This window comes from Alcanivorax sp. 1008, from assembly GCF_020667895.1.
GTDB lineage: Bacteria > Pseudomonadota > Gammaproteobacteria > Pseudomonadales > Alcanivoracaceae > PGZG01.
The window spans coordinates 90164-108772 of record NZ_JAFMPS010000010.1; the positions used below are offsets into that span (position 1 = coordinate 90164).

The 18609-nt window shown below is 55.2% G+C and carries 13 protein-coding genes, 5 tRNA genes and 1 rRNA gene; all 19 read right to left on the reverse strand.

From position 1 onward, the window contains the following. Positions 1–136: 136 nt before the first annotated feature. Positions 137–4339 carry a DNA-directed RNA polymerase subunit beta' gene (gene rpoC / locus J1C54_RS12020; RefSeq protein WP_229148082.1) on the reverse strand — a complete coding sequence of 1401 codons (4203 nt, stop codon included), beginning with the start codon at positions 4337–4339 and terminating at the stop codon, positions 137–139. Positions 4340–4398: 59 nt separating this feature from the next. After that, entirely contained in the window at positions 4399–8541 is a 4143-nt protein-coding gene (gene rpoB / locus J1C54_RS12025; protein ID WP_229148083.1) for a DNA-directed RNA polymerase subunit beta, read from the reverse strand. A 175-nt stretch (positions 8542–8716) separates the two neighbouring features. Further along, a complete protein-coding gene (rplL, locus tag J1C54_RS12030) occupies positions 8717–9088 on the reverse strand; it encodes a 50S ribosomal protein L7/L12 (protein ID WP_229148084.1) in 372 nt (123 codons plus the stop codon). A 42-nt stretch (positions 9089–9130) separates the two neighbouring features. Further along, a complete protein-coding gene (gene rplJ / locus J1C54_RS12035) occupies positions 9131–9637 on the reverse strand; it encodes a 50S ribosomal protein L10 (RefSeq protein ID WP_229148086.1) in 507 nt (168 codons plus the stop codon). A gap of 251 nt (positions 9638–9888) precedes the next feature. Next, entirely contained in the window at positions 9889–10584 is a 696-nt protein-coding gene (rplA, locus tag J1C54_RS12040) for a 50S ribosomal protein L1 (protein ID WP_229148088.1), read from the reverse strand. Positions 10585–10587: 3 nt separating this feature from the next. Continuing rightward, positions 10588–11016, reverse strand: coding sequence for a 50S ribosomal protein L11 (gene rplK / locus J1C54_RS12045; RefSeq protein ID WP_229148091.1), 429 nt, complete (start codon positions 11014–11016; stop codon positions 10588–10590). 91 nt (positions 11017–11107) lie between these two features. Continuing rightward, complete coding sequence (nusG, locus tag J1C54_RS12050; protein WP_229148094.1) at positions 11108–11650, reverse strand: transcription termination/antitermination protein NusG; 543 nt, start codon at positions 11648–11650, stop codon at positions 11108–11110. Between the two features lie 10 nt (positions 11651–11660). After that, entirely contained in the window at positions 11661–12032 is a 372-nt protein-coding gene (gene secE, locus J1C54_RS12055) for a preprotein translocase subunit SecE (protein ID WP_229148096.1), read from the reverse strand. Positions 12033–12072: 40 nt separating this feature from the next. Continuing rightward, positions 12073–12148 (reverse strand) — tRNA-Trp (locus J1C54_RS12060). A gap of 69 nt (positions 12149–12217) precedes the next feature. Next, positions 12218–13408 (reverse strand): elongation factor Tu, encoded by a 1191-nt coding sequence (gene tuf, locus J1C54_RS12065; RefSeq protein WP_229148074.1) that lies wholly within the window; start codon positions 13406–13408, stop codon positions 12218–12220. Between the two features lie 156 nt (positions 13409–13564). Next, positions 13565–13640, reverse strand: a tRNA-Thr gene (locus J1C54_RS12070). 52 nt (positions 13641–13692) lie between these two features. Further along, positions 13693–13766 (reverse strand) — tRNA-Gly (locus J1C54_RS12075). A 79-nt stretch (positions 13767–13845) separates the two neighbouring features. Continuing rightward, a tRNA-Tyr gene (locus J1C54_RS12080) sits at positions 13846–13930 on the reverse strand. An 84-nt stretch (positions 13931–14014) separates the two neighbouring features. Continuing rightward, positions 14015–14091: transfer RNA gene (locus J1C54_RS12085), tRNA-Thr, on the reverse strand. A 51-nt stretch (positions 14092–14142) separates the two neighbouring features. Beyond that, positions 14143–14838, reverse strand: a complete 696-nt coding sequence (locus tag J1C54_RS12090) for an SPOR domain-containing protein (RefSeq protein ID WP_229148099.1) — start codon at positions 14836–14838, stop codon at positions 14143–14145. A 4-nt stretch (positions 14839–14842) separates the two neighbouring features. Continuing rightward, positions 14843–15589 carry a type III pantothenate kinase gene (locus J1C54_RS12095; protein ID WP_229148100.1) on the reverse strand — a complete coding sequence of 249 codons (747 nt, stop codon included), beginning with the start codon at positions 15587–15589 and terminating at the stop codon, positions 14843–14845. Continuing rightward, positions 15576–16577 carry a biotin--[acetyl-CoA-carboxylase] ligase gene (locus tag J1C54_RS12100; protein ID WP_229148137.1) on the reverse strand — a complete coding sequence of 334 codons (1002 nt, stop codon included), beginning with the start codon at positions 16575–16577 and terminating at the stop codon, positions 15576–15578. Before J1C54_RS12100 ends, J1C54_RS12095 begins: the two co-directional genes overlap by 14 nt. An 89-nt stretch (positions 16578–16666) precedes the next feature. Continuing rightward, on the reverse strand, positions 16667–18334 hold the full coding sequence (locus J1C54_RS12105) for an AMP-binding protein (RefSeq protein WP_229148160.1): 1668 nt from the start codon (positions 18332–18334) through the stop codon (positions 16667–16669). A gap of 186 nt (positions 18335–18520) precedes the next feature. Then, positions 18521–18609: ribosomal RNA gene (gene rrf / locus J1C54_RS12110) — 5S ribosomal RNA — on the reverse strand; the annotation flags it as partial.

Sequence of the window (18609 nt, forward strand, 5' to 3'; positions counted from 1 at the left end):
GAACCTGACACTCCAGCTTGCAAATAAGTAATGAGGTAACTAACAACTGACCGGATACAGAACCGGACACACTACCTCAAGGGTCGGCGATTGTAGGAGCGGTCTGGCACCGAGTCAAGGTGCCAGACCAATCCCGTCAGCCCTCTTCCGAGTTGCTGAGTTCTTCTGCGAGACGGGCTTCCAGCTCATCCATGGTCGGCAGTTCCGGCGCCTTGGCCATCTCACGCTTGCGACGGCGCTCCTGATGGTAGGCATAACCGGTACCCGCCGGGATCAGACGGCCAACAACCACGTTCTCTTTCAGGCCACGCAGATCATCTTCCTTGCCGGTCACAGCGGCTTCGGTCAATACTCGGGTGGTTTCCTGGAAGGAAGCAGCGGAGATAAACGACTCGGTGGCCAAGGAAGCCTTGGTAATACCCAGTAGCAGGCGCTCGCCACGGGGTAGCATCTTGTCCTCTGCCTTGAGACGCTCGATCTCCTCCATCAGGCGGGCATATTCAACCTGCTCGCCCTTGATGAAGGAAGACTCACCAACCTCGGTGATTTCCACCTTGCGCAGCATCTGACGAATAATCGTCTCGATGTGCTTGTCGTTGATCTTCACACCCTGCAGGCGGTAGACCTCCTGAACCTCGTTAACAATGTAACGGGCCAGCTCAGCCTCGCCGAGCAGACGCAGAATGTCGTGCGGGTTCAGCGGGCCGTCAGAAACAACCTCGCCGCGCTCTACACTCTCCCCTTCGAAGATGTTCAGCTGGCGCCACTTGTGGATCAACTCCTCATGGACCTCAGCACCGTCGGCCGGGGTAATAACCAGACGAACCTTGCCTTTGGTTTCCTTGCCGAAAGAGACCACACCGGTCTTTTCCGCCAGAATGGCCGCTTCTTTCGGCTGGCGAGCCTCGAACAAATCGGCAACACGCGGCAGACCACCAGTAATGTCTCGGGTCTTGGAGGACTCCTGCGGAATACGCGCAACAACATCACCGATAGCGATTTGTGCGCCATCACTGAGCGCAGTAATCGCGCCCGCCGGCAGCAGGTACTGCACCGGAGCATCATTGTTCTGCGCAGTCACCTGCTTGCCTTTGGCATCCATAAGACGCACCACCGGTCGCAAATCTTTTGCAGCCTGCGGACGGTCTTTGACGTCCATGACGACGATATTGGTCAGGCCGGTCAGCTCGTCGGTCTGGTAGTTAACCGTCAGACCCTCTTCGATATCACCGAACTGCACCTTACCAGCAGACTCGGCAATAATCGGGTGGGTGTGAGGATCCCAGTTCGCGACTATCTGACCACCGTTTACGTGCTCACCCTCATTGACGGTGATCACCGCACCATATGGCACCTTGTAACGCTCGCGCTCGCGACCTAGCTCATCGGCCACAGCCAGCTCGCCGGAACGGGATACCACCACCAGACCAGACTTGTGCTCAACAAACTTCATGTTGTGCAGGCGAACCTTACCGCCATGCTTAATCTGAATGTTAGACACCGCAGACGCTCGGCTAGCAGCACCACCAATGTGGAAAGTCCGCATGGTCAACTGGGTACCCGGCTCACCGATGGACTGGGCTGCGATTACGCCAACCGCTTCACCGATATTGACCTGATGCCCACGGGCCAAATCGCGGCCGTAGCAAGAGGAGCAAACGCCCCAGCGAGTCTCACATGTGATCGGCGAACGAACGAAGATTTCGTCTACGCCCAGACCTTCAAGCTTGTCGACCCAGATCTCATCAAGCAACGTTCCGGCTGCCACCAGCACATCATCAGTGCCTGGTTTAACCACATCACGAGCCACCACGCGACCAAGCACACGCTCACGCAGCGGCTCGACCACGTCGCCGCCTTCGATGAGCGGGGTCATCAACAGGCCCTGCTCGGTGCCGCAGTCTGGATCGGTGATCACCAGATCCTGAGCCACATCCACCAAACGACGAGTCAGATAACCGGAGTTCGCGGTTTTCAGCGCGGTATCGGCCAGGCCCTTACGAGCACCATGGGTGGAAATAAAGTACTGCAGTACGTTCAGACCTTCACGGAAGTTCGAGGTAATAGGAGTCTCAATAATGGAGCCGTCCGGCTTCGCCATCAGACCACGCATACCCGCCAACTGACGAATCTGCGCTGCAGAACCACGAGCGCCTGAGTCCGCCATCATCCAGATCGAGTTGAACGAACCCTGCTCTTCCTGCTCGCCTTTGGCATTCAGAACCATTTCAGTTTTCAAGTTGTCCATCATCGCTTTCGCAATCACGTCATTGGTACGTGACCAGATATCGACAACCTTGTTGTACCGCTCACCACGAGTCACCAGACCTGAAGCGAACTGCTCCTCAATCTCGCGAACCTCATCCTCTGCCTTACCAAGAATTTCCTTCTTGGCTTCCGGGATGACCATATCTTCGATGCCCACTGAAGAACCGGAGTAGGTTGCTTCGCGGAAACCGAGATACATCAATTGGTCAGCAAAAATACAGGTGTGCTTGGTGCCTAATACGCGATAGCACTGGTTAAGCAGACGAGAGACCGATTTCTTGGTCATCGGCTGGTTCACCATTTCAAAAGCGATGCCCTTCGGCACTACTTCCCAAAGCTTGCAACGGCCGGCAGTGGTATCTGCGATGAAAGTACGCTGGTACTCATTGCCTTCCTGGTCACGCACGGTTTCATCCACACGCACCTTGATTCGGGCATGCAGGTGAATCTGCTTGCTACCCAGAGCACGGCTAACTTCTTTGGTATCCGCGAACACCATACCCTCGCCCTGCGCATTAACGCGGTCGCGGGAGATGTAGTAAAGACCAAGTACAACGTCCTGAGTCGGCACGATGATCGGATCACCACTGGCCGGAGACAGGATGTTGTTAGTCGACATCATCAAGGCTCGAGCTTCAAGCTGCGCCTCCAGAGTCAGCGGTACGTGCACCGCCATCTGGTCGCCGTCGAAGTCAGCGTTGAACGCCGCGCAAACCAGCGGATGAAGCTGAATCGCCTTACCTTCAATCAGGACCGGCTCAAATGCCTGAATACCAAGACGGTGAAGAGTGGGGGCCCGGTTCAGCATCACTGGATGCTCGCGAATTACCTCAGCGAGGATATCCCAGACTTCAGCAGTTTCCCGCTCAACCATCTTTTTGGAAGCCTTGATAGTGGTAGCAATACCACGGGCTTCCAGCTTGGCGAAAATGAACGGCTTGAACAGCTCCAACGCCATTTTCTTAGGCAGACCACACTCATGCAGCTTCAGGGTAGGACCTACCACGATCACCGAACGGCCGGAGTAATCGACTCGCTTACCCAGCAGGTTCTGACGGAAACGACCCTGCTTACCCTTGATCATATCGGCAAGAGATTTCAGCGGACGCTTGTTGGTGCCGGTGATGGCACGGCCACGACGGCCATTATCCAACAGAGCATCTACAGCTTCCTGCAGCATGCGCTTCTCGTTGCGCACAATAATATCTGGCGCAGACAGCTCCAGCAGACGCTTAAGACGGTTGTTACGGTTGATCACCCGACGGTACAGATCATTCAGGTCCGAAGTGGCGAAACGACCACCATCAAGCGGTACCAGCGGACGCAGATCCGGCGGCAGCACTGGCAGCACATTAAAGATCATCCACTCTGGACGATTGCCAGAAGTAGCAAATGCTTCAATGATCTTCAGACGCTTGGACAGCTTCTTGAGCTTGGTATCGGAACCGGTAGCATCGATATCTTCGCGCAGCTGCTTCACTTCCTGATCCAGATCCAGGTCAGCTAGCAGATACTGGACAGCTTCAGCACCCATACGTGCGTCGAACTCGTCACCGAACTGCTCCAGAGCTTCGTAGTACTCTTCATCATTCAGCAGCTGGCCTTTCTCGAGACTGGTCATGCCAGGCTCAACAACGACGAATGACTCGAAGTACAGCACGCGCTCGATATCACGCAGGGTCATATCAAGAATAAGACCAATACGGCTCGGCAATGACTTCAGGAACCAGATATGCGCCACCGGACTGGCTAGCTCAATATGGCCCATGCGCTCACGACGAACCTTGGTCAGCGTGACTTCAACGCCACACTTCTCACAGATCACACCACGGTGCTTGAGACGCTTGTACTTACCGCACAGGCACTCATAGTCCTTGATCGGACCAAAAATGCGCGCACAGAACAAGCCATCACGTTCTGGCTTGAAAGTACGATAGTTAATGGTCTCCGGTTTTTTCACTTCACCGAACGACCAGGACCGAATCAGGTCCGGCGGTGCCAGACCAATCTTGAGTTTGTCAAACTCAGTGACTTGTCCCTGACTTTTCAGAAGATTCAGCAAGTCTTTCAAGGCCAGTCCTCCATGCAGAGCTAATGCTCGCAAAAACGTACGTTAATCCAGATATCCGTTTATTCGCTTTCAAGCTCGATATTGATACCGAGGGAGCGAATTTCCTTCAGCAACACATTGAAGGATTCGGGCATACCCGGATCCATCCGGTGATCACCATCAACGATGTTCTTGTAAATCCGGGTACGGCCATTAACGTCATCAGACTTGACCGTAAGCATTTCTTGAAGCGTGTAGGCCGCGCCGTACGCCTCCAGAGCCCAGACTTCCATCTCACCGAACCGCTGGCCACCGAACTGAGCCTTACCACCCAGCGGCTGCTGGGTAACAAGACTGTAAGAGCCCGTCGACCGCGCGTGCATCTTGTCATCCACCAAGTGGTTCAGTTTGAGCATGTACATGTAGCCAACTGTCACCGAGCGATCAAACTTGTCCCCGGTACGGCCATCCCACAGCTCCATCTGACCCGATGCATTCAGACCGGCCAGTTTGAGAAGATCCTTGATCTCTTCTTCTTTGGCGCCATCGAATACCGGTGTCGCCATCGGCACACCACCGACCAGATTAGCTGCCAGCTCCAACACTTCCGCGTCGGAGAAGCTCTTCAAGTCTTCCTTCCGCAAGCTGATCGCCGTGCCGTTATAGATCTTGTCCAGGAACTCACGAATCTCTGCGACCTTACGCTGCTCAGCAAGCATCGCTTCGATACGCTCGCCAAGACCTTTGGCGGCAAGACCCATGTGCACTTCGAGAACCTGACCGATGTTCATCCGTGACGGTACGCCAAGTGGGTTCAGCACGATATCTACCGGAACGCCATGCTCATCATAGGGCATGTCTTCTTCCGGCATGATCACCGAGATCACACCCTTGTTACCGTGACGACCTGCCATCTTGTCGCCAGGCTGAATGCGACGCTTGATTGCCAGGTAAACCTTAACGACCTTCAAAACGCCATGAGCCAAGTCGTCACCAGCAGAAATTTTGCCCTGCTTGTCCTTGTAGCGCTCTTCCTGTTCGCGCTTATGCGCTTCCAGGTACTGCTGAGCGCGTTCAAGCTGTTCAGCCAGATCATCCTCAGCCGGCCGCAGTTCAAAAATCTTTTCCGCATTCATCTCGGCAAGAAGGTCTGCGGTAAGCTCGGCGCCGCGCTTCAGGCCGGCACCACCGTTTACCTTGCGACCCAGCAACTGCTTGCGCAAACGCTCAAGAATATCCTGCTCAAGAATCCGGTACTCGTCTTTGAGATCCTTGCGGAACTGCTCAAGCTGGGCCTGATCAATCTGCCGGGCACGGTCGTCTTTCTCGACGCCGTCACGGGTGAACACCTGAACGTCAATGATCGTACCCTTGACGCCAGACGGAACGCGCAGGGAGGTATCTTTTACGTCAGAGGCCTTCTCACCAAAGATCGCACGCAACAGCTTCTCTTCCGGAGTAAGCTGGGCCTCGCCCTTGGGAGTGACCTTGCCCACCAAAATGTCGCCGGCGATTACTTCAGCGCCGACGTAGACAATGCCAGACTCGTCCAGCTTGGCTAGCGCCGCCTCACCTACGTTCGGAATATCAGCAGTAATCTCTTCCGGTCCAAGCTTGGTGTCACGAGCGACACAGCTTAGCTCCTGAATATGGATGGAAGTAAAGCGATCTTCCTTAACCACCCGCTCAGAAATCAGGATCGAGTCTTCGAAGTTGTAACCATTCCACGGCATAAAGGCTATGCGCATGTTCTGGCCAAGGGCCAGCTCACCCATATCGGTGGAAGGACCATCTGCCAAAATGTCACCCCCCGAAACCGTGTCACCAATCTTCACCAATGGACGCTGATTGATACAGGTATTCTGGTTAGAGCGGGTGTATTTGGTCAGGTTGTAGATATCAACACCGGCTTCGCCTTCAGCGATTTCAGCATCATTGACCTTAACAATGATCCGCGACGCGTCTACCTTGTCGATTACACCGCCACGCCGAGCCACCACACAAACACCGGAGTCGCGCGCTACATGGCGCTCGATACCGGTACCGACCAGCGGTTTTTCGGTGATCAACGTCGGCACCGCCTGACGCTGCATGTTGGCACCCATCAATGCACGGTTAGCATCATCGTGCTCCAGGAACGGAATCAACGAGGCTGCAATGGACACCACCTGACGCGGCGAAACGTCCATATGGGTAATCTGGGACGGCTGCATAATGGTGAATTCGTTGCGATGGCGAACCGTGACAAACTCATCAACAAATTTTTCATTGCCATCAACCTTGGAGTCGGCCTGCGCGATTACACACTCCGCTTCCTCAATCGCTGACAGATACTCAATGTCATTGGTTACCTGACCATTAACAACTTTACGATAAGGCGACTCAAGGAAACCGTAATCGTTGGTGCGAGCATAAGTCGCCAACGAGTTGATCAGACCAATATTCGGGCCTTCCGGCGTCTCGATTGGACATACGCGACCATAGTGAGTCGGGTGCACATCACGGACTTCGAAGCCAGCGCGCTCACGAGTCAGGCCACCTGGGCCGAGTGCGGATACGCGACGCTTGTGAGTAACCTCAGAAAGCGGGTTATTCTGATCCATGAACTGACTGAGCTGGGATGAGCCGAAGAACTCCTTTACGGCAGCGGCCACCGGCTTCGAGTTGATCAAGTCCTGTGGCATCAAGCCCTCAGACTCGGCCAAACTGAGACGCTCCTTAACAGCGCGCTCAACCCGCACCAGACCAACGCGGAACTGGTTTTCTGCCATTTCGCCAACAGAACGGACACGACGGTTGCCGAGGTGATCAATGTCATCAACGATGCCGTTACCGTTACGAATGTCTACCAACGTGCGAAGCACATCGATGATGTCGGAAACACCGTCGCCAATGTGATTAAAGTACTGCTTTCCTTCCTCGTCGGTGCGCAGAGAGAAATAACGGCCGTCATAAACGATGCCGGCGCCTTTCTCTTCTTCCCGCCCAAGGCGACGGTTGAATTTCATCCGGCCTACAGCAGAGAGATCGTAGCGCTCTTCAGTGAAAAACAGATTCTTGAACAGGTTCTCGGCCGCCTCCTTGGTCGGAGGCTCTCCCGGACGCATCATCCGATAGATTTCCACCAACGCCTCGAGTTGGCTACGGGTTGGATCAGCACGCAACGTATCTGACATGAACGGGCCATTGTCCAGATCGTTGGTATACAGAGTTTCGAATGCGGTTACGCCGGCCTTTTCGAGATTGACCAGCACATCAGCGGTAATCTCGGTATTGCACTCAAACAATACCTCACCAGTGGATTCATTGACCGCAGACCGGGCAAGGACTTTACCGTGCAGGTACTCCGCCGGAATATCAAGAAACTCAATATTGGCTTTTTCCAAATCACGGATATGACGCGCTGTAATACGACGGCCGCGTTCAACCACCAGCTTATCACCGGCCATAATGTCGAAGGTCGCCGTCTCGCCACGCAGTCGCTCCGCAATAAGGCGCATCTTGTAGCTGGAGCCGTCGCGAATAATCTCGTTGGTATCGAAGAACATCGCCAGAATTTCATCGGCGGTGTAACCCAGCGCACGCAGCAGGATAGTCGCCGGCAGTTTGCGACGACGATCAATACGAACAAACACCTGATCCTTCGGATCAAATTCGAAATCCAGCCAGGAGCCACGGTAAGGAATAATTCGAGCAGAGTACAACAGCTTACCCGAGCTATGGGTCTTACCTTTGTCGTGATCAAAGAACACGCCCGGAGAACGGTGCAGCTGAGACACAATCACTCGCTCAGTGCCATTGATAACGAAGGTGCCGTTATCAGTCATAAGCGGTATTTCGCCCATGTACACCTGCTGCTCGCGAATATCCTTGATCGCGCCGGAGGACTCACGGTCATAGATCATCAAGCGGATGCGAACACGCAGAGGAGCTGCGTAGGTGGCGCCGCGCAGGATACATTCCTTAACGTCGAACACCGGCTTGCCCAATTCATAACCCGCATATTCCAGTGCCGCATTACCCGAATAGCTGGAAATCGGGAATACCGAACGGAAAGCAGCCTCCAGACCTTCTTCGAGGCGCTGGTCGGCCGGCTGGCTCTGCTGCAAAAACTTGCGATAGGAGTCAAGCTGGATTGCGAGAAGGTACGGAACCTCCATCACAGTCGGGAGCTTGCCGAAATCTTTGCGGATCCGCTTTTTCTCAGTGAATGAGTATGCCATCTGCGTTCCTCGGCGGTTGCTACATCGCCACTTGGCGACATCGTGTTGCTATCCAGGTGCGTTAACCGGTTACTGCGTTAACGACTTACTGCAAAAACGACAAAAAGCTGGCAGCCGAAAACGGCTGCCAGCCCCTGTCTTCCCGTATAAGCCGGAAAGACAAGCGCATTCGCGCTTACTTCAGCTCGGCGGTGCCGCCGGCTTCTTCGATCTTCTTCTTCAGCTCTTCCGCGTCGGCCTTGGAGATGCCTTCCTTCACGACTGCTGGAGCACCTTCTACCATGTCTTTGGCTTCTTTCAAGCCCAGACCAGTAGCTTCACGAACTGCCTTGATCACGCCGACTTTCTTATCGCCGAAACCGGTAAGCACAACGTTGAACTCGGTCTGCTCTTCAGCAGCGGCAGCACCAGCACCCGGCGCAGCAGCAACAGCAACAGCAGCAGCAGAAACGTTAAACTTCTCTTCGAATGCAGAAATCAGCTCAACCAGTTCCAGCACGGACAGTTCAGCAACAGCATTCAGGATATCTTCTTTGGACATTGCCATGGTCTTTCTCCATCTCTTAATCAGGTGTGATTCAGGCGGCGATCAGGCAGCCTGAGATTCGTTCTCTTCTTTCAGCGCGGTCAGCAATCTGCCGAGCTTGGATACCGGAGCCTGCAGCACGGACACCAACATAGTGAGCGCCTGTTCGCGGTTCGGCAGTCCAGCCAGTACATCGATTTCTGCGCCGGCGAACAATTTGCCCTCATAGGCACCAACCTTGATTTCAAGCTGGGCATTGTCCTTGGCAAAATCCTTGAACAGACGGGCGGCGGCGCCCATATCGTCCTCGGACATTGACAGACCGATGATGCTCGGACCGACCAGTGAATCGTTCAGCAGGGAGAAGTCGGTACCTTCCAGCGCACGACGCGCCAGAGTGTTACGAACCACTCGCAGATAAACGTTCTGCTCACGAGCCTTGGCACGCAGCTGGGTCAGCTGGGATACCGTCAGACCGCGATAGTCGGCGACCACAGCAGAGAATGCATTGCCGGCAGCTTCGCTCACCGCAGCAACGATCTCTTTTTTGTCTTCGAGTCTAAGAGTCACTGTGTAACCTCCTCATTAATACGATCGGCCAAAATGGCCGACCACCCGTTTTATGATGGCGTTGCCGCTATCATCGCGGGGGCACAGTGAACCTGAACCACACCGCGCCTGCGCAGGCTGATCTTTTAAGCCCGATCCGGAGAACCGTCCGGGCGCCTGTGGTCTTTGACGCATCTGCCCGAAGGCAGAGTTTTCAAAGTCCTGGGCCGACAGCAGCGCAAGGCTACCGGCCCGTTATGTCGCACCAACTATCAGACAGACAGCGTGGCGATATCAATTGCCAAACCCGGACCCATCGTCGAGGAAAGAGCAATCTTGCGGATGTATACGCCCTTCGAGGTCGATGGCTTGATGCGCTTGAGATCTGCCAGCAGCGCTTCAACGTTCTCCTTGATGGCATTGGCATCAAATCCAACCTGACCGACAGCGCAGTGAATAATGCCGCCTTTGTCGGTACGGAAACGCACCTGACCACCCTTGGCATTTTTCACCGCAGTGGCCACATCGGCAGTTACCGTGCCTACTTTGGGATTCGGCATCAGGCCACGCGGACCAAGAATGGTGCCGAGCTTACCGACAACACGCATTGCATCCGGGGTAGCAATAACCACGTCAAAATCAATCTGACCGCCCTGTACCTGTTCGGCCAGATCATCAAAGCCAACAACGTCTGCACCAGCCGCTTTGGCCGCTTCAGCATTGGCACCCTGAGCAAACACCGCCACGCGGACAGTCTTGCCGGTGCCGTGCGGCAGCACAGACGCGCCACGAACGTTTTGATCCGACTTGCGCGGATCAACGCCAAGATTCACGGCAACGTCGATGGACTCCTTGAACTTTACAGTCGACAGATCGGACAGCAGGCCAATCGCTTCATCGATCGCATATAGTTTGCCAGGCTGGACCTTTTCACGGATCAGACGGGCACGCTTAGACAGTTTAGCCATGACTTAGCCCTCCACATCCAGGCCCATAGCACGGGCACTGCCAGCAATAGTACGGACAGCCGCATCCAACGTAGCCGCGGTAAGATCCGGCTGCTTGGCTTTGGCAATTTCTTCGAGCTGGGCGCGGGTTACTTTGCCGACCTTGTTCTTGTTCGGCACCCCGGAGCCACTCTTAATACCTGCCGCCTTCTTCAGCAGGAAAGACGCCGGCGGCGTTTTCATGATGAAGGTAAAGGAGCGGTCGCTGTACACGGTAATGACCACAGGAACAGGAGCACCCGGCTCGATGTTCTGTGTCTGCGCGTTAAACGACTTACAGAATTCCATGATGTTCACGCCTTGCTGGCCCAGTGCAGGACCGACCGGCGGACTCGGGTTGGCTTGACCAGCTTTTACCTGCAGCCGGACATAGGCCTGAATCTTCTTTGCCATGCTATGCTCCTTGGGTTCTAACGCCTCGCCCGGTTAGGCGAAAGGCTCCCCTTAGGGTTGCGTTATGCCGCCTTTCGGCGACGACCTTTAATCAGGTTTTTTCTACCTGACTGAACTCCAGCTCCACCGGAGTGGAACGTCCGAAAATAAGCACTGCCACGTGCAGGCGGCTCTTCTCGTAATTCACTTCTTCGACTACACCGTTGAAGTCGGCAAACGGACCATCGCAGACCCTCACCACTTCACCGGGTTCAAATAGCGTTTTAGGCTTCGGCTTCTCAGCACTATCATCCATTCGCTGCAGGATGGCATCAGCCTCTTTCTGGGTAATGGGCGCCACGCGGCCAGGCTTTTTCGGATCTTCGCCGATAAAACCCATCACTTTGGAAGTTTCCTTGACCATGTGCCATGAGTCATCGTTCATGTCCATTTCAACCAGAACATAACCTGGGAAAAACTTCCTCTCAGATTTACGCTTCTGGCCTGCCTTGATCTCAACGACTTCCTCAGTCGGCACGAGGATCTCACCAAAGAAGTCCTCCATGCCATGCAACTTGATTCGCTCTTCGAGAGAGCGCTTCACATGCTTTTCAAAACCTGAATAGGCATGGATGACGTACCAGCGCTTTGCCATGTGCTTTACCTCAGCCAATCACCCAAGACACCAGACCGTTAAGAACCCAGTCCATGAAAAACAGAATCAGGGCGACAATGACAACAAACACCAGCACGATCAAAGTCGTCTGCAACGTTTCCTGACGGGTCGGCCAGACCACCTTTCGCATTTCAACAAACGCATCTTTGCGTAGCTGATTGAACGCACGACCCTGCTCGGTCTGCAGCGCAACAAACCCGGCAACCACCGCCAGAGCAACTACAGCCAGCGCGCGATAGAGCGGCGATACATCTGCGTAATAGCCGTTACCCCAGATGGCAACCAACACCAAAGCGGTGACAAGCACCCACTTCACGGCATCCAATGCGCCGGCAGAACTCTGCTCAGCTCTTTCACTCATTTGCTACACCCTGTCGCCGCCCTGAGCGGCAGCAAGAATATGGCAGGCCCGGAGGGACTCGAACCCCCAACACCCGGTTTTGGAGACCGGTGCTCTACCAATTGAACTACGGGCCTGTAACCTTTTGTTGAAACGCAGCAAGCCGGGGCTTTGACACCCCGGCTTCACTGACAACAACCACCAAATCAAGCGATGATTTTAGCTACCACGCCGGCACCAACGGTACGGCCGCCTTCGCGAATAGCGAAACGCAGGCCTTCGTCCATGGCGATCGGGTTGATCAGCTTCACAACCAACTTGACGTTATCACCCGGCATTACCATTTCCACGCCTTCCGGCAGGTCACAGGCGCCAGTCACGTCAGTGGTGCGGAAGTAGAACTGCGGACGGTAGCCGTTGAAGAACGGGGTATGACGACCGCCTTCTTCCTTGCTCAGCACGTACACCTCAGCTTCAAAGTGGGTGTGCGGCTTGATCGAGCCCGGCTTGGCCAGAACCTGACCACGCTCAACGTCGTCACGCTTGGTACCACGCAGCAAAACACCAACGTTCTCACCAGCACGACCTTCGTCGAGCAGCTTGCGGAACATCTCAACGCCAGTACAGGTAGTCTTGGTGGTGTCGCGGATACCCACGATTTCCACTTCCTCACCTACCTTAACAATGCCCTGCTCCACACGACCGGTTACCACCGTGCCGCGACCGGAAATCGAGAACACATCTTCGATCGGCATAATGAACGGCTTGTCGATCGGGCGCTCCGGCTCCGGAATATAGGCGTCCAGAGTCTCCACCAGCTTCACTACCGCCGGCGCACCAATGTCAGACTGATCACCTTCCAGTGCCTTCAGCGCAGAACCCTTGATGATCGGGGTGTCATCGCCCGGGAAGTCGTAGCTGGACAGCAGCTCACGAATTTCCATCTCAACCAGCTCAAGCAGCTCTTCGTCATCAACCATGTCCGCCTTGTTCAGGAACACAACGATGTACGGAACACCTACCTGGCGGGACAGCAGAATGTGCTCGCGGGTCTGCGGCATCGGGCCGTCAGCAGCGGAACACACCAAAATCGCACCGTCCATCTGCGCAGCACCAGTGATCATGTTCTTCACATAATCAGCGTGCCCCGGGCAGTCAACGTGCGCGTAGTGACGCGTCGGCGACTCATACTCAACGTGCGAGGTCGCAATGGTAATACCACGGGCGCGCTCTTCAGGAGCATTGTCAATCTGGTCGAAGGCGCGAAACTCACCGCCCCAGGTCTCCGCGCACACTTTCGTCAGCGCCGCTGTCAGCGTGGTTTTACCATGGTCAACGTGACCAATGGTGCCTACGTTAACGTGCGGTTTATTACGCTCGAATTTTCCCTTTGCCACGACTAAATACCTCTCAGCTGAATGTGCACCGGAGACATGCACAGAGTCGCCCCGGAAAAACGGACCAGAGCCAACCACTACAGCGACCCGGACCACCAGACGCCCCTTTGGCGCCATACATAACCGGGCCCGAACGTGGAGTCCGGGCCCGGAATTTGGAGCTCATAACCGGATTTGAACCGGTGACCTCTTCCTTACCAAGGAAGTGCTCTACCGACTGAGCTATATGAGCCAAAACCTTTCTGGCAGAGCCAGCTTATCCACCGCGCCCGCCGGACAGAATCTGGAGCGGGTAGCGGGAATCGAACCCGCGCCATCAGCTTGGAAGGCTGAGGTTCTACCATTGAACTATACCCGCGCGACTCGTTACTCAGTGCCTGCGCTCGCCCAATCCTTCGGCTTTACTCCCGTCGGCCATCCTGCCTGACGTCATCTAATGGTGGAGGGGGCAGGATTCGAACCTGCGAAGGCTGAGCCGTCAGATTTACAGTCTGATCCCTTTGACCGCTCGGGAACCCCTCCAAAAAAGGGCCTACATTCTCTTTTCGGCGCCCCGCATTGTCAACACGTTTCTTGACAAGAAGCAGCGGCAAGCGCCTGTTTTTATGGAGCTGGCGATAGGACTTGAACCTACAACCGGCTGATTACAAATCAGCTGCTCTACCAAATTGAGCTACGCCAGCCGGTAAAAGATGGCGGATTCTAATGAATGAATCCTGCTGCGGCAAATGCTTTCACATATCTGGGGAAAGTTTTTCTTCTTGAGGCGGTATTAGCACCGGGGACTCACAAGCGACATGGTTGCCTGTCAACGTCGAATTAGCGGCCAGCAGACTGCGCAGGGCGGCACCATCGTCTGCAATACTGTTGGCCGCAACTCGCAGCCAGAACTCCGTCGATTCTCTGTATGTTTCGCGTATCTGCGCCGGATAGCCTGCAGTTTGCATCTTCACCATCAAGCCCCGGGCGGAGTCGGCACTGCTAAAATAGCCCAGCGAGATGGCATTGGCATCCACCCCCTCCGCGACAACGAAACTATCGACACCCTTTGCCTGAAGCTCTCGTAAAAGACGCAGAGCCTGCTCCTTGTCTTCACTTGGAGACAGATAAACCCACTGCAGACGATCACGAGCCACCTTGACCTGCTCGAGCGACACCTGATAGCCAGCTCCGAGTAGCGGCTGCATGGCCCGATCCGCTTCTGCATAGGACTCCCATGGGCCAACCACTGGACAGAGCGGGGGGATGCCGGGCGCCTGCTGTGACGGCGCCATCGGGGTCTGTGCCTCACGTAGCAGCACAAGAGAAGCGGGTGCAACACTGGCCACCCGGGATACCGAAGGCTGCGGCGGAGTCGCCCCCCTGATAGTCAGCGCGAACACCAGATAGACCACGTTCAGAATCAACAGGGAGAAAAAAACCCATCTCATAACGTCAATACACCCCTGTATCAGTAGCGGTCACCCGTTCAAGGCCATCTAGTACCAGGTCAGGCGCCAATTTCACCGGAAAGGTCAGGAGGCGCGCCACTCGCTCCGCATCGCCTCCTGTCAGCAGTACCGGAGCAGTATCCGGAAGCCCTTCACGCAACGCAACAACCGCATCCGTGATGAAAGCCACAGTCATACGCAAAACCCCTCTGCGCACACCCTCCGAGGTTGACCTTCCTGGTGCCGTACTGTCATCCACGCCAACAAAATCCACCCTGACCGAGCCTGTACCCTGAACAAGGCTGCGCTCCAACATACCAAGCCCAGGAACAATATATCCCCCTTTATGCATGCCATCTTTATCGACTGCATCCAGCGTCAGGGCGCTACCACAATCTACGATCAGAACGGGACCATAGCGATTCCATCCCTCAATGACCGCCAACCACCTATCTACACCTAGCCTTTCGGGCTCGGAATATGCGTTGACCACCCCCGCATCGCAATTGCGTGAATAATAAAAACGGGGCTCAACCGGTGACACCGACCTGAGTACTGCGGCAAGGGCGGCATCCGCCTCTCTACCAGCAACCGAAGCAACTTCAATTCTGCTCAGCCGCTGCCACTCGACATCCATCAGGGCCGGCAGCGATGCCCAGTCGCGATGATGCACTGAATCACCCTGGCGAACGCCCCCGGCATCAACCCAGCGCCACTTCAAAGCAGTATTGCCAACATCAATAAAGAGCATCTGGCAGCCCCCCAGCTTGCTCCGCCACGGGATCGCGCGGCCGCAGGCTTGCCTCACCGCCGTGGAAGATCCTTAGCTCACCATCAACGCGCAGCCTAAGGGCGCCAGACCCGTCCACACCTTCTGCGACGCCCTGAATGCTGCCCGCCGCGGTGCTCACACTTACCGGCCGGCCGGCCAGCGCATCGAACTCCGCCCAGCGTTCCCTCCAGCCAGCAAATCCCTGCGCAGGAAACATCTTAAGCATTCGAGCCAGCCCCAGCAGAAGCTCTATGGCTAGCTCGGTACGATCCATCGTCCGCCCCGTCTCTCTGTAAAAATCGGTCCAAGGTTGATCTATTTCAGCGGCACTTGTTGTGCCAAGACGGCCATTAATACCAATTCCTATGGCAGCCGTGCATGCCTCTTCCAGGTCTCCACTAAGCTCAATGAGCACTCCTCCGATTTTCCGCCCAGCCACCCATATATCATTTGGCCATTTCAGGGACACCGCACCGCCCAGCCCCGCCGCCTGAAGGGCCTGAGCAACCACCACTCCCACCGCCAAACTGAGTCCTTCCAGACGTGGCGCCCCAACGCCAAAGCGCCAGCCCAGTGTCAGGTAAAGATTGGTGGCGAACGGCGAGGACCAGGCCCTGCCCCTGCGCCCGCGACCCGCAGACTGGTGCTCCGCCAGTAGCGCCAAAGGGGCTTGCTGCCGATCTCGCAAAAGGGCAACCACATCTTCATTCGTAGAGCCGGTACTGAGCACCACTTCCACAGGGAAACTTCCCGACAACTGGTCATTCAGCCGGGCATAATCCAGTAGTGCGATACCGCCTGGTACCCTGTACCCCTTGCCACGGACTCGCTCCACATCAACACCGAGGGCAGCAAGGCGCTCTATACGCTTCCACACGGCGGCACGGGAAATATCTAACGCCTTGCCAAGCGCCTCACCAGAATGAAACTCGCCGTCTTTCAACTGAGCAATTAGTTCGGTATCCACCAACCCTTCCCGCGCTACTTTAAAGCGGCCTTATACGCACTGAGGGCGCCCCGAAAAGCGCCCTCAGTAACTGACAACATAGCTACAGATTAGCCCCAGATGACACCACGGCCACGGGCCCACTCAGGAACACGATCCGCATAGAGCTTCTCCAATTCATTACGCTTCATCTTCAGCGTTGGCGTGAGCATACCATTCTCAACACTCCAAATCTCAGGAACCACCACTAAACACTGGAGTCTTTCGTGAGCATCAAGCTCCTTATTCACCCTTGTCAGCAGCTCACCAAGACTTTCGCTATACGCCTCTCGCCCGACCTTTTCCAGTCGCGCACTTTCCTCAGCAGAAAGATTAAGCAGCGCAATTGGCTGCGGCAGACCAGGCCCCATCACACATGCCTGCTCAACACCGGGAAAAGATACCAGCCGGTTTTCAATTGGCGCCGGAGCAACGTACTTTCCCTTTTCCGTCTTGAAGATCTCTTTTACGCGGCCTGTGATTCGCAGCCGCCCCTGAGAGTCCAGTTCTCCCACATCACCTGTTCTCAACCAGCCACCGTCTACAAATGCTTCGTCCGTCTGCGCCTGCTCTTTGTAATAGCCAAGCATATTACCTGGACTGCGAACCAGAATTTCACCGCCGTCGCCAATACGACACTCAACTCCATCATTGGGCAGGCCAACCCAGCCCACCCGCTGATCGCCGCTGCGAGTGGTGTGTGACCACGCCATATTTTCGGTCATTCCGTACACCTCAAGAATCTCGAAGTCGAGACGCTTGAACCACTCGATCACCTCTGGAGAGAGCGCCGCCGCCCCGGATAGGGCGATACGACAATCTGCCAGGCCCATGGCCGATAGAATCTTCTTCTTGACGACCCTGTTCAGGATTGGAATTCGCAGAAGGCGCCTTAGCTTGGCCGCGGGCATGGCATCACCAACCTTCTGATAAAACTTGGTCCATATACGCGGCACCGCAAAGAAGAGGGTCGGCCTGGCACGCTTGATATCGTCTGCAAAGGTATCAAGAGACTCGGCAAAGTGAATCTCATGCCCAACATAGATCAATGCAAGCTCGACAGCTGCGCGCTCAGCAATGTGGGAAAGAGGGAGGTAGGAGATCATCCGATCAGAGGACTGCAGGTTGTAGACATCAACCAGCTTGGTGCCCACCAAAGCGAAATTACCGAAACCATGCATTACCCCCTTGGGCATACCGGTGGTCCCCGATGTATAAATGATCGTCGCCACAGACTCTGCTGCTGGATCCGCTGGGTCAGACAAAGGCTGGGACTGAGAAATGATGTCCTCCCACACAGGAAAGCGTGAACGGGCATCATCGGGAGCAAGCGAAAAGGCAACACAGTGAATGCCATCCGGCACCCCAGCCTGCGCCTCGTCCCAGACATCAAGCTTGCCGACAAACAGGACGGGGGCTCCGGAATGCTCAAGGATCTGGCGCACACTGGTGGAAGTCAAAGTAGGGTAGAGGGGAACACTGATATGCCCCGCCATCCAAATGCCGATATCCGCGATAATCCATTCGGCGCAGTTCTTTGACATCAAGGCGATATTGGTTTTCTCAGGAAGATTGAGGCCGCGTAGATAGGACGCCACCCGCAGCGCTTCATCCTGAATGTCGAGCCAGTTGTACTCTCGGAGCCTTCCTCCGCCCAACGGCTGGATCATCGCGACAGCTTTACCCCGCTTTTGGACCGTATCAGCAAAAGCTTGCAGCGGCGTCTTCATTGCGCTCATCTGACTCTCCCTTGGCATTGTTATTGCGACTTGTTATCAACAATATTCACGAAAGCTGGAGGTCAACGCAAGGCTATAAACGATATACCAGAACTGAATTTGTCTCTTTTGCGTAAGGAAAGATGAATTTCATGCAGCATAAAAAAAACCCCGTCGCTTTCGCGACGGGGGTTTCTTTATTTAAGTGCCTGACGATGACCTACTCTCACATGGCGAATGCCACACTACCATCGGCGATGCTTCGTTTCACTTCTGAGTTCGGGATGGGATCAGGT

Excerpts from the sequence above, each read along its gene's own strand:
- J1C54_RS12090 (WP_229148099.1), bottom strand. The coding sequence starts at position 14,838 with ATGAGATGGGTTTTTTTCTCCCTGTTGATTCTGAACGTGGTCTATCTG.
- rplA (WP_229148088.1), bottom strand. The coding sequence starts at position 10,584 with ATGGCTAAACTGTCTAAGCGTGCCCGTCTGATCCGTGAAAAGGTCCAG.
- secE (WP_229148096.1), bottom strand. The coding sequence starts at position 12,032 with ATGAGTGAAAGAGCTGAGCAGAGTTCTGCCGGCGCATTGGATGCCGTG.
- rplL (WP_229148084.1), bottom strand. The coding sequence starts at position 9,088 with ATGGCAATGTCCAAAGAAGATATCCTGAATGCTGTTGCTGAACTGTCC.
- nusG (WP_229148094.1), bottom strand. The coding sequence starts at position 11,650 with ATGGCAAAGCGCTGGTACGTCATCCATGCCTATTCAGGTTTTGAAAAG.
- J1C54_RS12095 (WP_229148100.1), bottom strand. The coding sequence starts at position 15,589 with ATGCTCTTTATTGATGTTGGCAATACTGCTTTGAAGTGGCGCTGGGTT.
- J1C54_RS12105 (WP_229148160.1), bottom strand. The coding sequence starts at position 18,334 with ATGAGCGCAATGAAGACGCCGCTGCAAGCTTTTGCTGATACGGTCCAA.
- rplK (WP_229148091.1), bottom strand. The coding sequence starts at position 11,016 with ATGGCAAAGAAGATTCAGGCCTATGTCCGGCTGCAGGTAAAAGCTGGT.
- rpoB (WP_229148083.1), bottom strand. The coding sequence starts at position 8,541 with ATGGCATACTCATTCACTGAGAAAAAGCGGATCCGCAAAGATTTCGGC.